The following is a 14,485-nucleotide window of genomic DNA, read 5'->3' as shown; positions in this document are numbered from 1 at the left end:
CTAGCCGTCCACGCGGAACGTCAACGTGGTCGTCCCGAGCTGGATCATGTCGCCGGGATTCAACGCGACGGCGGAGACCCGCTGCCCGTTGACCATCGTCCCGTTGGTCGATCCCAGATCGGTCAGCACCACCTGGCTGCCGTCGAAGTCCAGCCGGGCGTGCCGGCGCGAGATGCCGACGTCCGGCAGACGCAGATTCGCCTGATCGCCACGACCGATGACGGTCGAACCGATCTGCAGCGGATAGGTGCGGCCATCGCCGGAGACCAGGCGGATGTTGCGCCCGCCCGGGGCACCGCCACCGTGCGGCGGGTAGCCACCCTGGTCATAACCGCCCTGGTCATAACCAGCCTGCTGGCCGTAGCCACCCTGGTCGTAACCGCCACCCTGGTCATAGCCGCCCTGCATCGGGGCGACCTCGCCACCGGTGTAGACCTCGGCCGTGACCCGGAACATGCCGGTGTCCAGGCCGTCGCCGCGCTCGATCTCGACGATGACATCGCCGTAGACGGTCCAGGCCTGCTCACCGATGAACTCGGCCTGGGACTGCGCCAGCTCCTGCGCGAGCGCAGCCGCATACGGCGCCAGCCGACTGTGGTCGTACGGCGAGAGGTCGATCACGTACCGGTTCGGGACCAGAGTGCGCCCGCCGGCCAGGATAGCCTTGTGCGCCTCGGCCTCTCGTTGCATGGCGTTGAGGATCTCCACGGGGTGGACGACCCCCTTGAAGACCTTGGCGAAGGCCCCTTCGACCAGGCCTTCCAATCGCTTCTCGAAGCGTTGCAGCACGCTCACCGGCTCCTCCTCGGGTTCCGAGGACATGATGGTATCCGGCCGCCGCTCACGCAGCTCGCGTGGCAAACGACCGCTGGTTGCCAGTCTTCATACAGGGACTGACGGGTGCCGTGCTACTCTTCCGAGGCATCACGGGCGGAAAGCTGCTCACAGCACCTGTTTCGTGATGCGAGTCTTGGACAGCGTAGTCTGTCCGGGCTTCTCCCAAGAACAGCAGCGGCAGAGTTGTTATCGATGCTGTAGCTGATCTTGAGAGACCGGGAACCCCCCGATGCAGAGGCCCCGAGCCAATGCCTTAGGGTAGTTCTCAGCCACGGGGAAGTGGCGGAATGGCAGACGCGCACGGTTCAGGTCCGTGTGCCCGAAAGGGCGTGGGGGTTCAACTCCCCCCTTCCCCACGAGAGTCCTGAGGCCCCTGTGTCCGCGGAAAGCGCGGACCGGGGGCCTCTCGTCATTCCGCCCCGGGGCCGAGCCCCGGGGGCCCCGCGTTCCGGCTTCTTGCGTTGGGCTGTTGGCCCGTTCCGGGTTCTTGCGTTGGGCTGTCGGGCGTGCCGGTTCCTGCGTTGGGCTGTTGGCCCGTTCCGGTTCCTGCGTTGGGCTGTCGGGCGTGCCGGTTCCTGCGTTGGGCTGTTGGCCCGTTCCGGTTCCTGCGTTGGGCTGTCGGGCGTGCCGGTTCCTGCGTTGGGCTGTTGGTCCGTTCCGGGTTCTTGCGTTGGGCTGTCGGGCGTGCCGGTTCCTGCGTTGGGCTGTTGGCCCGTTCCGGTTCTTGGGTTGGGCTGTCGCGGTTTGGCTCGTTGGGGGCTGGCGAGGTTTCTTTTCTTTTCTTCGGTGTGGGGGGTTGGGGTGGGGGTTTAGGTCCGGAATTTGGGGTTGCGTTGTGGTTTGCGAGTCGTTGAAGCGGTGAGGGCTTGGGCGGTCGTGAACGTGGGGTGGACGGTGGGTGTGGCGCTGGTGACCGGGGCGGGAGGGCTCATCGGGTCGGAGGCGGTGCGGCACTTCGCGGGGCTGGGGCTGGATGTCGTGGGAATCGACAACGACATGCGGGCGGCGTTCTTCGGGCGAGAAGCGTCCACGGCGTGGAATGTGCGGCGGCTGGAGCGGGAACTGGGTGCCGCCTATATGCACTTCGACCTGGATATCCGGGATCGCGAAGGGCTGTCCGCGGTGTTCAAGAAGTTCGGCGCGGACGTCGCGGTGGTCATTCATACGGCGGCACAGCCCTCGCACGACTGGGCGGTCCGGGATCCGTTCACGGATTTCGATGTAAATGCGGTCGGGACGCTGAATGTTCTTCAGAATGTGCGGGAGCACTGCGACGAGGCGGCATTCATTCACTGCTCGACGAACAAGGTCTACGGCGACGGGGTCAATCGTCTCCCGTTCGTGGAGTTGGAGACGCGGTACGAACTGGCCGAGGAGCATCCCTACGCCGGCGGCATCACCGAGTCGATGTCCATAGATCAGGTCCTGCACTCGGTGTTCGGCGCGTCGAAGGTCGCGGCGGACGTGATGGTGCAGGAGTACGGGCGCTACTTCGGGATGCGCACCGCCGTGTTCCGCGGCGGCACCCTGACCGGTCCCGCGCATTCCGCCACTGAGCTGCACGGATACCTGGCTTACCTGATGCGGTGCAACATGGAGCAGCGCGTCTACAAGATCTTCGGCTACAAGGGGAAGATGGTTCGTGACTCTATTCACAGTCACGACGTACTGACCGCCTTCGAGGCGTTCTTCCGCGCCCCGCGGAGCGCGGCCGTCTACAACCTGGGCGGCGGACGGCGGTCGAACAGCTCGCACCTGGAGGCGTTCGCGCTGGCCGAGGAGATCACCGGCCTGCCGATGCGCACGGAGTACGTGCCCCGGCACCGGATCGGCGATCACCGCTGGTGGATCGGGTCCAACGCCGCGTTCGAGCGGGACTATCCGGAGTGGCGGCAGGTCTACGACGTACCGATGATCCTGCGGGAGATCCACGAGGCCAACGCGGACAAGTGGGTTCCAGGGTTCGTGTCGTGATCGCGCGAGGCAAGCGCAACGTCCTCGGCGTGATGGTGGACGTGGTCGACTACGAGTCCGCGATCGACCAGATCATCGAGGCCGCGCACCACCGGCGGCCGTTCGCGCTGACCGCGCTCGCCGTGCACGGCGTGATGACCGGCGTGCTGGACCCGGCGCACAACGCCCGACTCAACGGGTTCGACCTGGTCACGCCGGACGGGCAGCCGGTGCGCTGGGCGCTGAACCTGCTGCACCAGGCCGGGCTGGCGGACCGCGTCTACGGCCCGGAGCTCACGCTGCGCGTGCTGGCCCGGTGCACGGCCGAGAAGCTGCCGGTGTACCTCTACGGCTCGACCGAGGAGACGCTCGCGCTGCTCGTACCCGCGCTGTCCCGGATGTTCCCCGGCATCCGGATCGCGGGCGTGGAGTCGTCGAAGTTCCGCCCGGTCGAGGCCGGCGAAGACGAGGAGATCGCCGCGCGGATCACGGCGTCCGGCGCGCGGCTGGTCCTGGTCGGGCTCGGCTGCCCGCGGCAGGAGGTGTTCGCGTTCGCGATGCGGCCGCTGCTGGACATGCCGCTGCTGGCCGTCGGCGCCGCGTTCGACTACCACGCGGGCCTGCTGCGGAACCCGCCCGCCTGGATGCAGCGCGTCGGGCTCGAATGGGTCTGGCGGCTCGGCCTGGAACCACGCCGGCTGTGGCGGCGCTACATCGTGCTCAATCCGGCGTACCTCGCTCGGCTCGGCGCCCAGAAGACGCGGCTGTGGAACGCGCGGCCCCCGGAGCCGGCCAACGAACGCCCGCCCACCTTCTCCATCTAGGGGTTTTCTTCAGGCAAGCGCTTTCCTATGCTGTGGCGGCACGCCGACAACGACGAAGGGCGCCGCCATGAAGATCGACGACGGGCTCGGCCCGGCGGACCTCCTACCCCGGATCGGCCGTCTCTGGGAGGCCTCCGCCGCGAAGATCGAGTCGATCGAGCAGACCTGCCCACCCGGCTCCCCCTCGCCGGTCTTCACCGTGGCCGGGCGGTACACGGCGCGCGGCTGGACCGAGTGGACCCAGGGCTTCCAGTACGGCTCCGCGATCCTGCAGTTCGACGCGACCGGCGACGAGCGGTTCCTGACCATCGGCCGGGACGCCACCGTGAACGTGATGGCCGGCCACGTCAGCCACATCGGCGTGCACGACCACGGCTTCAACAACGTCAGCACGTACGGCAACCTCTGGCGGCTGGCGAACGAGGGCCGGATCGACGCCGGCGACCGGAACTTCCACGAGTTGGCCCTGAAGATCACCGGCGCGGTGCAGGCGGCCCGCTGGCAGACCACGCAGGACGGCACCGGCTACATCTACTCGTTCAACGGCCCGCAGTCGCTGTTCGTGGACACCATCCGATCGTGTCGCGCGCTGGCCGTCTCGCACCTGCTCGGGCACGCGCTGATGGGCGAGCACGACGAGCGGATCTCGCTGCTCGGCCGGATCGTGGAGCACGCGCGCAACACCGCCCGGTGGAACATCTGGTACGGCACCGGCCGCGACTTCTACGACGTGCGCGGCCGCACCGCCCACGAGTCGCTGTTCAACACCAACGACGGCCACTACCGCGCCCCGAGCACCCAGCAGGGCTACTCCCCGTTCAGCACCTGGACGCGCGGCCTGGCCTGGGCGATGCTCGGCTACCCGGAGCAGCTGGAGTTCCTGGAGCTGGCCGACGACGACGAGCTGGACGCGTTCGGCGGGCGCGCGGAGATCACCCAGATGATGCTCGACGCGGCCACCGCCACCTGCGACTTCTACCTGGAGCACACGCCGGTCGACGGCATCCCGTACTGGGACACCGGCGCGCCCGGCCTGGTCCACCTCGGCGACTACCTGGGCCGGCCGGCCGACCCGTACAACGCGCACGAGCCGGTCGACTCCTCCGCCGCTGCGATCGGCGCGCAGGGCCTGCTCCGGCTCGGCCGCTACCTGACCGGCAAGGGCCGCGAGGACGACGGCCGCCGCTACTGGCAGGCCGGGCTCACGGTGGCGAACACGCTGTTCGGCGAGCCCTACCTGTCGGTCGACCCCGCACACCAGGGCCTGATCCTGCACTCGGTCTACCACCGGCCGAACGGCTGGGACCACGTACCCGCCGGGCAGCGCGTGCCGAACGGCGAGTCCAGCATGTGGGGCGACTACCACGCCCGCGAGCTGGCCCTCTACCTGCAACGCATCGCCCGCGACGAGCCCTACTACACGTTCTTCGGGGGTACGCGATGATCGCACTGGTCACCGGCGGCTCACGCGGCATCGGCCGCGGCATCGTGCTCTCCCTGGCCGGCGCCGGCTACGACGTGGTCGTCAACTACGCCGGCAACGTGGACGCCGCCAAGCAGGTCGCCGCCGAGGTCGAAACGCTCGGCCGCCGCGCGCTGACCGTCCAGGCCGACGTCTCCGTCGCCGCCGACCGCGCGCGGCTGCTCGACGAGTCCTACGCCGCGTTCGGCCGCCTGGACCTGCTGGTCAGCAACGCCGGCGTGGCGCCCAAGGTGCGCGCCGACATCCTCGATGCGGACGAGGAATCCTTTGACCGGGTGCTCGGCATCAACCTCAAGGGCCCGTACTTCCTGATCCAGTCCACCGCCAACCGCATGATCGCCCAGCCCGAGGCCGGCACCCGCCCGAAGATCGTGATCATCTCGTCCAACAGCGCCTACACCGCGAGCGTCAACCGCGGCGACTACTGCGTCTCCAAGGCCGGCCTGGCGATGACCACCCAGCTGTTCGCCGCCCGCCTCGCCGAGCACGGCATCAACGTCTACGAGATCCGCCCCGGCATCATCGCCACCGACATGACCGAAACCGTCACCGCCAAATACGACGACCTCATCTTCAACAAGGGCATCCAGCCCATCCGCCGCTGGGGCCGCCCCGACGACGTCGGCCGCGCCGTCGTCGCGATCGCCACGGATCTGCTGCCGCACAGCACCGGCCAGGTCATCGACGTAGACGGCGGCTTCCACATGAAAACCCTCTAACCCCTCAAATCCTTCACATTCCCACTCCCGGCGGGTCCAGCCCCGCATGCTCCCGCGGGCAAACCTCGCCACGTGCTCCGACTCCGCTAGCGCTCCGCTCCGCACGCGGCGTCGGAGCCGGTCACGCGGGCGGCCAGAAAACCCACGCGGCGACAGCCGCCGGCCGCGTCATCCGGCGCGCGTGGCGTTCCGCCGCCGGACACGTTGCCGGGTCCCGGCCAAGCGGGTCACCCGGCGCGCGTGACGTGCCTCCGCACAGAACGCCGACAGCCGCCAGCCGCATCATCCGGCGCGCGTGGCGTTCCGCCGCCGGACACGTTGCCGGGTCCCGGCCAAGCGGGTCACCCGGCGCGCGTGACGTGTCTCCGCGCAGAACGCCGCACGCGGCGGTCGCGGCTCACCGGATCGCGTGGCGCGCAGTGTCCTGCCACCGGCAACGTCGGGTCACCGCTCGCGGCTGTGGTTCCCACTCTGGGATGCGTGGCACGGCGTGACCGAACGCCGAAAATTCGCCTTATGTGATGCCGCGCGGATCTAGGAGCATCTCGACGTAGTCTCCGGCGGCACTTTGCTCTGCTTACCTGGACGAATCCCCCACAAAGGCCGCCTCCTTCGGTGTGGTTTGGCCGGGTAAGCAGAGCAAAGCCGATCGGAAGGTGCCGGACGGCCGCAGACGCGGCGCCTGCGGAATCGAGCCGGATCATGCAGAAGCGCTCGGCGTGCGGTCGACGCCGGCCTGCGCGCGACTGCGCGTCCACCGAAACGCACACCGAGACGCGAATCGCGGCGGATATGACGATCAGACCGCCGAAGCGAGTCGCGCGGCTGGCTGCGGTTGGGAGATCAGCCGGCAAGGAGCGGATACCGATCGCAGACGCGCCGGTGTGCGGTGTGGCCGAATCGCGGTTGGGCGCGTGTAGTGCGGCGGTGTGGCCGAATCGCGGTTGGGCGCGTGGAGTGCGGCGGAGGTCGCCGGGCGCGGCAGGCGGGCCGGCTGTGCGGAAGGCGCGTGGTGTGGAGCGTGGCCGGCGACGGGACCGGAAGGGAGGAGCGCCAGCGACGACCGGTGCCCGCGGGAGCATGCGGACCGCGACCACGCCGGAAGTGGGAAGAGAGATTTCAGGGTCTTCGCCGGCAAATGGGGCGAAGCACCACTAGGGACACCCGGTCGGGTGACGGATGGCGGCGGGGATGGCGGTCATCCGGACCAGCACCTGGCGTGGGTCGCGGGCGTGGCCGGAGTTGTCCAGCCGGACGCCGCGGACGTAGAGCCACAGTCCGTCGGGCAGGCGCTGGATGTGCATCACGTCGTCCACCAGCAGCGTGAGATCGCCCGCCCCGAACTTGTAGTCCGGCTCGGCGAGCACCAGCACGTCGCCGGGGTTCACCACGGCTCTTTGCTCCACGTGAGTAAGACTGCTCCCGGCGGACATCAGGTTGCAACTCCCAGAAAATTGCAAGTTGCGTCCGGAGAGACGGGGTCCCGATCACCACGAGGTGCGCGGGACCCCGGCCGACCCTCCCCAGGCCGGTCCACGTCGCGCCCGAAAGCGCGAAGCCTGTCCCGGCAGGGTATGGCGCCGCGGCCCGCACCCACCAGCTCCGAAATAGCCTGATTTTTCCGGCCGGATGGCCCGTGTCGTGTCCCCTACGGGTGCCGGACCAGGGTGCGTCCCGGATTCGCCCGGCGGCGAGGTGGGTAACGCTGGACGGCATGACCGCAGCCATACCCCTCGGCGCCACGATCGCGCTCGCCGCCGTCTGGCTCGCCGTCGGCGTAGTGGCCGATGGTCTTCCCGACGCATCGTCCGCCCGCGCGCTGCGGCAGCGGGCCGGCGCGGTGATCGCGCTGACGGCCGGCGGCCTCGCCGGGCTGGTCGCGCTGCTGCTGATCCCGGCGGCGACGCCGGGCATGATCGATCCGCGCCTGGCGGTGCTGGTGCCGGCCGTGGTCGCCGGTGTCACGCTGCGCCGGGTGGTGCGCATCCGTGCGGCGGCCGGCGCGTTCACCTCGGCGCCGGGCGTGCCGCTGCCGCCGGCGCTGCGGGCCGGTGCTGCTCATCCGATGATCGCCGTACCGTCGCAGGTCACCGGCCTGGCCACGGTGGTGGCCGTCGTGCTGATGGCCGGCTGGCCGCTGGTCGGCGACACCGCCACGGTCGGCGTGATCGTGGCCGGCCTGGCGCTGGCGGTGCCGGTGCTCGCGGTCCGGCACGCGCTGCGGTACAGCCGGTTGTCCGAGCGCGCGATAACGGTGCGCCGGCGTATGCCGGCGACACTCTAACGGCGGTCGAGCGCGCCCTGGGTGTAGATCAGCTCCAGGATCGCGCGGGCGGCCTCGAACCAGCGGTCCAACCAGCCGGGCTCGGGGAGCGAGCCCTTCGGCGGCAGTTCCAGGAGCAGGCCGCGCAGCAGCGGGTGGTCGGCCAGCGGGCCCGGGTCGGTGGTGTCCGGCCAGCCGGTGGTCGGGAAGACCGGCTCCTCCAGCCCGGCCAGCGCCAGCGACGGCAGCCGCGGGCCGTGGTCGATCGGCGGCTCGTCGAGCGCGCCGGTGCGCGGGCTCAGCTCCACGTCGGGGCCGACCTCGCCGGAGAGGACCCGGTCGCGCTGGATCGGGCGGTACCCGTTCAGGTGACCGGCGAACCGGTCCTGCGTCGCCGACCCGTTGCCGAGGTTGTCGGGGCCAATGCTCACTGCTCTCGCCTGCCTTGCTCGCTTCAACTCGGCCCGGCGCAACACCGGGTTCATGAGTGCAACGAAGGTCCTGGCGATCCGGCCACGGCAGAAATGTCTGTTTTGCGGGCATCCGGTGGGCCGGGCGACAGTGGACGGCCCACCGGACGGTCGTGCCCTAGAGGTCGAACTCGCCGTTCTTGGTGCCGGCGAGGAAGGCGGACCAGCCGCCCGGCGCGAGGATCAGCGCCGGCCCGTCCGGGTCCTTGGAGTCACGAATCGCGATCGCCGGCGTGACGAAAGCGATCTCCACACAGTTGTCACAGTTGGGGCCGCTGCGAGAACTCTTGCGCCACGTCGCGCGGCTCAGGTCAAACCCCGTTGTCTCCACTCCCACAATGGCTCCTTCGCCAGGTCCGCTAAGAGGGATACGGACTCCTCCGGTCGGAGGGCCGCGGCGCGGATGTGATCGAAGATGAAGACGTACTTCCGCAATTCGTCGGCCTTCTCCAGGAACAGCCCGCCGGTCGCGTTCTCCGCGTAGACGACGTCCGTGTCGGTGGGCTCGGGGAAGTCGAGAATCGTGAACGTTCCGTCCATGCCGGCATGTGCGCCCGCCGAGAACGGCAGGACCTGCAACGTTACGTTCGGTAGCTCGGCGGTCACGACCAGGTGGTGAATCTGGGCCCGCATGACCGCATCGCCGCCGACCGGTCGGCTCACTACCGCCTCATCGAGCACCATCCACAGGTCGATCGGGTCGTCCTGCATCAGCAACGATTGACGCTCGATTCGGACACGCACTCTTCTCTCCACCTCATCGGCGGATATGTCCGGCCGGGCGGAGCGGATCATCGCCCGTGCGTACTCCTCCGTCTGGAGGAGACCGGGAACAACCTGCTGCTCGTAGGCGCGCACCGAGTTCGCCTCCGCCTCCAGACCGACGTATGCGCCGGTCAGGACCGTGCTGTACGGGTGCCACCAGCCCTTCTGCCGGGCCTCACGGGAAATCTGCACGAGCTCGGCGGACTCGTCACCGTCGATGCCGTAGATCTCCAGCATGGCCCGCACATCGCGTGGCGTCGCACTGGTGTGCCCGGTCTCGATGCGTGAGACCTTGGAGGTCGAGCAGTGCAGCCGGTCGGCCACCGTCTCGATGGTCACCCCGGCTTCCTCGCGGTGTTTGCGCAGCTCGGCGCCGAGGCGGCGGCGCCGGACCGTGGGGCTTCGGCGCTGGGTCACCGCTACCTCCGGCTGTGGGACGGACCGGCCGGATCAACCCGACCAGAAAGATCGAATTCGCGCGCGCTGACGGAAGGGCATTCAGTCTGACGGGTATGTCGAAGACCCATCAACCGGGCCCGTTACCTGCGAGTGGAGGCTGGCGTGCAACTTGCATTGACTAGGCTCGTGATGCAATCTGTCTGTATGGCGAGGGTCACTCAAAGTTCCCAACTTGTCCGTTCAAGTAGGACGAAGTCACCCATGACGGGCGAGGAGGCGGGCCGCATACGCCGCGCCGCAGAGGACCGGCCTACCCTCACGCCGGTTGGGTAACAATTCGCAGCCAGCGAAACAGGTGATCGAGAAACGCCATTCGTGGACGCTCCGCGCGTGCCACGGGACAAGACCCGACGCAGCGAAAACCGCGTAGCAAGGAGTCGATGTGTTGCCCCGGTCCGGCGATATCCTCTGCGTGACCCGTGCGGCGAGCGTTCAGTTCGCCGACCCGCTCTACTTCCGCGTGATCCGGGTTCACGACTGGCCCACCTACGACGGCTGGGTCTGGCTGGACGGATACGAGCTCAACGCGGGCGGCGATGCCGTGGAGCGTCGTTCGATCTTCGTGCAGGTGGACGGCCTGCGACAGATAAACGCCTCACCGGAGGCGAGGGCCGGTGCGACGCGACGGCCGGGGCTGTCCGCCTCGGCCGTCGCGGTCCGCAGTCGCTGATCCGGTCAGCCGTTCGGGCCCGGCTCCGTGGTGGGCCCGCCGGTGGGCGCCGCGGGCGCGGTCGGCTCCGGCGCGCGCGCCACGGTGATGGTGATCTTCGTGCCCTTCGGCACCACCGCGCCGCCCGGCGGGTCCGTGTCCACCACGGTGTCCGGGTCGAAGTCGTCCGTGGTCTGGTAGACCAGCGCGAACGGCAGGTCCCGCCCGGCCAGCTCCTGCTGCGCCTCCTGCAGCGTGTAGCCGGTCATCCGCGGCACCTCCACCTCGGCGGCCCGGGTCGGGCTCGGCGCGGTGGTCTCCGGCGACGCCGGCTCCTCGCTGGTCGGCTCCTCGGACGGCTCCGCGCTGGTCCGCTCCGCGGTCGGCGTCGCGGCCGCGGTCGGGGTGCGGGTGGGCTCGGGGTCGCCGCCACCGCCGCGCGTGCCGAAGTAGATGCCGACGCTCAGCAGCAGGATCAGCAGCAGCGCGATCACGCCCCACATCACCGGCATCAGCCACTTGCGGTTCGGCTCGTCGGGCTCACCCCAGCCGGGGTCGGTCCGCGAGAAGGGGTCGGGCTGCGCGTACGACCCGGCCGGCTCGGGCGGGCGCACGGACGCGCGCGCGGTCCACGGGTCCGGCCCGCCGGTGCCGCCCGGCCCGGCCGGTCCACCCTGGACCGGGTCCATCCGCCGGGTCTGGTCGCCGCCGGGCACCGGCCGATACGGCGCGGTCTGGTCGTTGCCGGGACCACCGGGCACCGGACGGTACGGCCGGGTCTGGTCGCCACCGCCGGCGCCACCCGGGCCACCGCCGCCCGGGCCGCCCTGGACCGGGCGGTAGGGCGCGGTCTGGTCACCGCCCATCGGGCGTTGCAGCCGGGTCTCCTCGTTGGCGGCCCATGGGTCGGCCGGCGGGCGCTGGGACGAGGTCTGGTCGTCCCCACCCCAGTAGCGCGCGTCGTCGCCGTGCCACTGCCGCGTCTCGTCGGACGGGCCCTGGTCGTCACCGGGACGCCTGCCGTCAGCCATCGCTGTCCTCTCCCCGACAGTCGCCAGATCGTTTTGGCGGTCCGTCTTAACCTATCGGCCGTTTCGGCTCGGTGCGGTAACGACCCGCTCCCAGTTCGTCGCCTCGCTCCGGTGGCCTCGGACCGTTACTCTCCCCGGCATGGCCGTACGAGGCTGGGGTGGATCGATCGCGTCGGCGGTCGGCGTGGCTGCGGGCACCGGCGCAGCACAGTTGGGGCTCGGCTACGGGCTCGGCATCATCGCGTGGGTGCCGTCGCCCGACGGCTCCGCGGAGCCGGTCTGGGTGGCGAGCCTCACATGGGCCACCTGGATCGCTGCCACGTCCGTGATAGCCGGCGCGGTGTACGCGGACCGGCGCAGCGGCCCGAGCGCGCTGGCCGCCGATCCCACCGCGCGCAAGGTCAGCGGCATGCTGGAGCTGGTGCTCTGGCGGGTGACGCTGTGCCTGGCCGCCGCGCTCGGCGCGGCCGTGACCGTGGCGCTGGTCGCGGTGCCGGCCCGGGAGGCCGCGCAGGACTACACGTTCGCGCCGGAGATGATCGCGGCCGGTTACACCGTGATCGGCGTGCTGGTCGGGCTGGCCGTGTCGTTCGCCGCGATCTCGTCCACCGCGATAGCGGCGAACGTGGTGGTCACGACGACCTGGCTGTGGCTGCTGGCGATCGTGGCGACCGTCGACGGCGCGCTGGCCGGGCGCGGCTTCACCGGCGCGCAGCTCGGCGTCTGGCGCATCACGGACGACGGCCCGGGCTACTGGATCCACAGCCTGTACTGGCCGGGTGCCGCGATCTCGCTGTCCGCCGCGCTGGTCGCGGGCCTGATCTCGGCCTGGTGGGGCGGGCGCCGCACCGACTCGAAGGTCGGCGTCTCGGTCTCCGGCGCGATCGGCCCGATCCTGGTCGCGGCCGCCTACTTCCTGGCCGCGCCGCGCCCGGCCGGCCTGGAGTCGTGGCAGGTGTCGGCGTACCTGATCGCGCCGTACGCGGTGATCGCCGGCCTGCTCGGATCAGTGATCATCGCGGCCGCCACGCCGCGGCCCGCCTACGAGCGCGCGCTGCTGCCGGCCCACGCCGACGACGACGAGCCGCTGCCACCGGCGCGCCCGGCGCTCACCGCGGCGCCGGAGCCCACCGCGCCGCCCGCGCCGGTCCCGGTCCCGCAGCAGCAGGCCCCGCAGTCCGAGTCGCCGAAGCTGCGGCTGAAGCCGAAATCGGAGCGGCCCCAGCTCGGCCTGGCCGACGAGGAGGAGGCCGCGCCGACGGCACGGCCGAAGCGTCCGGCCGCGGCCGGCGAGCCGGAGGCCACCGACCAGCCGGCCAAGCCCACCGGCCGGGCCCGCGCCTCGGTCAAGCCCAAGCCGGTCCCGCCGCCGAAGCCGCCGGAGAAGTAGGGGCGGGTCAGCGCCGCCAGAGGTGGACCGGCTCGTTGGTGCGCTGAAGCTCGGCGTAGGCCAGCACCATCTCGTGCAGCGCCCGCTCGCGGCTGCGGCCCCGTCGTTCCGCGTCCTCGACCCGCGCGGTCTGCCACGCCGCGCCGGTCTGCCCGGTGCGGCAGCGGCCCTCGATGATCCCGAGCAGGCGGTCGCGCTCGGCCGGGTCGACGCCGAAACGGTCCAGCCCGTCGTAGGCCAGCGGCAGCAGCGTGCCCAGGATGAGCTTGTCCGCCTGCGTCTCGCCCTCGCACGGCCAGTTGATGTAGGCGTCCAGCCCGTGCCGGGCCGCGCGGTGGAAGTTCTCCTCGGCCGCGCTGAACGTCAGCTGTGACCAGACCGGCCGATCCGACTCGGCCAGCGCGCGGACCAGCCCGAAGTAGAACGCGGCGTTGGCCAGGATGTCGACCACGGTCGGGCCGGCCGGCAGCACACGGTTCTCCACCCGCAGGTGCGGCCGGCCGTTCATGATGTCGTAGACCGGGCGGTTCCACCGGTAGACGGTGCCGTTGTGCAGCCGCAGCTCACCCAGGTTCGGTACGCCGCCGTCGTGCAGCACCTGGACCGGGTCCTCCTCGTCCAGGATCGGCAGCAGCGGCGGGAAGTACCGCACGTTCTCCTCGAACAGGTCGAAGATCGAGGTGATCCAGCGCTCCCCGAACCACACTCGCGGCCGTACCCCCTGGGCTCGCAGTTCGTCCGGGCGGGTGTCGGTGGACTGCTCGAAGAGCGCTATCCGGGTCTCTGCCCAGAGCCGGCGGCCGTACAGGAACGGCGAGTTCGCACCCACCGCGACCTGGGCGGCGGCGACGGCCTGGGCCGCGTTCCAGTACGCGGCGAACGTGTCCGGCGCGACCTGGAGGTGGAACTGCACGCTGGTGCAGGCGCCCTCGGCCGCGATCGAATCGACGTACGACCGGACCCGCTCCGCGCCGCGGATGTCCAGGTCCAGCGACTCGCCGCGGGCCGCCATGATCTGGTCGTTGAGCAGGTGGTAGCGCGGGTTCGCGGAGATGTTGCCGACCACCGTGTGCCGCTCGGTGAGCGTGGGGAGCACGCCGATCATCATGATCCGGGAGTCGGACTTGCCGGCCCGGTCCTCGGCGCGGTCCAGACTGGTGCGCAGCGCGTGCTCGTAGTCGGCGAAGCCGGAGCCGGCGATGAGCCGCGGCGAGGCGTTGAGCTCCAGGTTGAACCGGGCCAGCTCGGCCTGGAACAGCGGATCGTCCATGGTCGCGAGCACTTCGGCGTTGCGCATGGCGGGCTCGGCCTCGGCGTCGATCAGGTTCAGCTCGATCTCGAGCCCGGTGGTGGGGCGTTCGGCGTCGAACGCGAAGTCGTCCAGCATCAGCGCGAAGACGTCGAGGCACCGGCGCACCTTCCGCCGGTACTGAGCCCGGTCCTCCCTGGTGAAGGCGGCTGAGGTGACGTCCTTGCCCATCTGTCCTCCCGGCGCACGGCGGTGACGGATCTATGTGGAGGAGCGACGCAGCTCGGCCAAGACAGAAAGATTCGCAACGCCCCGTAAGCATTCCGGGACGTTCTGTCCACCATGCCACAAAGGAACGCGTCACCTCTAGTGCCGGATAGATCACTTCCCGGA

14 protein-coding genes and 1 tRNA gene are annotated in these 14,485 nt (G+C 70.3%); 8 read left to right on the top strand and 7 right to left on the bottom strand.

Annotation, left to right across the window (positions count from 1 at the left end):
* Window positions 1–822, bottom strand: coding sequence for an FHA domain-containing protein (locus tag J2S41_RS34355; protein WP_310374284.1), 822 nt, complete (start codon window positions 820–822; stop codon window positions 1–3).
* Window positions 823–1,110: 288 nt separating this feature from the next.
* On the opposite strand from J2S41_RS34355, the gene J2S41_RS34350 reads away from it, so the two are divergent.
* From J2S41_RS34350 to J2S41_RS34330, 5 genes are all read left to right on the top strand, one after another.
* Window positions 1,111–1,193: transfer RNA gene (locus J2S41_RS34350), tRNA-Leu, on the top strand.
* A gap of 538 nt (window positions 1,194–1,731) precedes the next feature.
* Entirely contained in the window at window positions 1,732–2,811 is a 1,080-nt protein-coding gene (locus J2S41_RS34345; RefSeq protein ID WP_310376727.1) for an NAD-dependent epimerase/dehydratase family protein, read from the top strand.
* Entirely contained in the window at window positions 2,808–3,614 is an 807-nt protein-coding gene (locus tag J2S41_RS34340) for a WecB/TagA/CpsF family glycosyltransferase (RefSeq protein ID WP_310374283.1), read from the top strand. Before J2S41_RS34345 ends, J2S41_RS34340 begins: the two co-directional genes overlap by 4 nt.
* A 67-nt stretch (window positions 3,615–3,681) precedes the next feature.
* Window positions 3,682–5,058 (top strand): hypothetical protein, encoded by a 1,377-nt coding sequence (locus tag J2S41_RS34335; RefSeq protein ID WP_310374281.1) that lies wholly within the window; start codon window positions 3,682–3,684, stop codon window positions 5,056–5,058.
* A complete protein-coding gene (locus J2S41_RS34330) occupies window positions 5,055–5,816 on the top strand; it encodes a 3-ketoacyl-ACP reductase (protein ID WP_310374279.1) in 762 nt (253 codons plus the stop codon). The genes J2S41_RS34335 and J2S41_RS34330 overlap by 4 nt, the downstream gene beginning before the upstream one ends.
* 1,154 nt (window positions 5,817–6,970) lie before the next feature.
* Here the strand turns inward: J2S41_RS34330 and J2S41_RS34325 are convergent.
* Window positions 6,971–7,222: a hypothetical protein gene (locus J2S41_RS34325; RefSeq protein WP_310374278.1), complete on the bottom strand. Its 252-nt coding sequence runs from the start codon at window positions 7,220–7,222 to the stop codon at window positions 6,971–6,973.
* Between the two features lie 308 nt (window positions 7,223–7,530).
* Here J2S41_RS34325 and J2S41_RS34320 point away from each other — a divergent pair, with 308 nt between their 5' ends.
* Window positions 7,531–8,100, top strand: coding sequence for a hypothetical protein (locus J2S41_RS34320; RefSeq protein WP_310374276.1), 570 nt, complete (start codon window positions 7,531–7,533; stop codon window positions 8,098–8,100).
* Here the strand turns inward: J2S41_RS34320 and J2S41_RS34315 are convergent.
* The 3 genes from J2S41_RS34315 to J2S41_RS34305 all read right to left on the bottom strand — a co-directional run bounded on the left by J2S41_RS34315 (window position 8,097) and on the right by J2S41_RS34305 (window position 9,731).
* The gene (locus tag J2S41_RS34315) at window positions 8,097–8,564 is read right to left on the bottom strand and encodes a hypothetical protein (RefSeq protein ID WP_310374274.1); all 468 of its coding nucleotides are present in this window, start codon (window positions 8,562–8,564) and stop codon (window positions 8,097–8,099) included. The two genes, J2S41_RS34320 and J2S41_RS34315, sit on opposite strands and share 4 nt — an antisense overlap.
* A 103-nt stretch (window positions 8,565–8,667) precedes the next feature.
* The gene (locus tag J2S41_RS34310; protein ID WP_310374273.1) at window positions 8,668–8,880 is read right to left on the bottom strand and encodes a DUF397 domain-containing protein; all 213 of its coding nucleotides are present in this window, start codon (window positions 8,878–8,880) and stop codon (window positions 8,668–8,670) included.
* Window positions 8,856–9,731 (bottom strand): helix-turn-helix domain-containing protein, encoded by an 876-nt coding sequence (locus tag J2S41_RS34305; RefSeq protein WP_310374271.1) that lies wholly within the window; start codon window positions 9,729–9,731, stop codon window positions 8,856–8,858. The genes J2S41_RS34310 and J2S41_RS34305 overlap by 25 nt, the downstream gene beginning before the upstream one ends.
* 424 nt (window positions 9,732–10,155) lie before the next feature.
* Here J2S41_RS34305 and J2S41_RS34300 point away from each other — a divergent pair, with 424 nt between their 5' ends.
* Window positions 10,156–10,443: a hypothetical protein gene (locus J2S41_RS34300; protein ID WP_310374269.1), complete on the top strand. Its 288-nt coding sequence runs from the start codon at window positions 10,156–10,158 to the stop codon at window positions 10,441–10,443.
* Window positions 10,444–10,448: 5 nt separating this feature from the next.
* Here J2S41_RS34300 and J2S41_RS34295 read toward each other — a convergent pair whose 3' ends face one another.
* Window positions 10,449–11,453: a PASTA domain-containing protein gene (locus J2S41_RS34295; protein ID WP_310374267.1), complete on the bottom strand. Its 1,005-nt coding sequence runs from the start codon at window positions 11,451–11,453 to the stop codon at window positions 10,449–10,451.
* A 139-nt stretch (window positions 11,454–11,592) separates the two neighbouring features.
* Here J2S41_RS34295 and J2S41_RS34290 point away from each other — a divergent pair, with 139 nt between their 5' ends.
* Window positions 11,593–12,843 (top strand): hypothetical protein, encoded by a 1,251-nt coding sequence (locus tag J2S41_RS34290; protein ID WP_310374266.1) that lies wholly within the window; start codon window positions 11,593–11,595, stop codon window positions 12,841–12,843.
* Window positions 12,844–12,850: 7 nt separating this feature from the next.
* Here the strand turns inward: J2S41_RS34290 and J2S41_RS34285 are convergent, their stop codons facing one another.
* Window positions 12,851–14,323 (bottom strand): glutamate-cysteine ligase family protein, encoded by a 1,473-nt coding sequence (locus tag J2S41_RS34285; protein WP_310374264.1) that lies wholly within the window; start codon window positions 14,321–14,323, stop codon window positions 12,851–12,853.
* Window positions 14,324–14,485: the final 162 nt, after the last annotated feature.

It is taken from the genome of Catenuloplanes atrovinosus, from assembly GCF_031458235.1.
GTDB classification, from domain to species: Bacteria; Actinomycetota; Actinomycetes; order Mycobacteriales; family Micromonosporaceae; genus Catenuloplanes; species Catenuloplanes atrovinosus.
The sequence above is the reverse complement of the archived record's forward strand: the minus strand, read 5'-3'. Positions and strand labels throughout refer to the sequence as shown.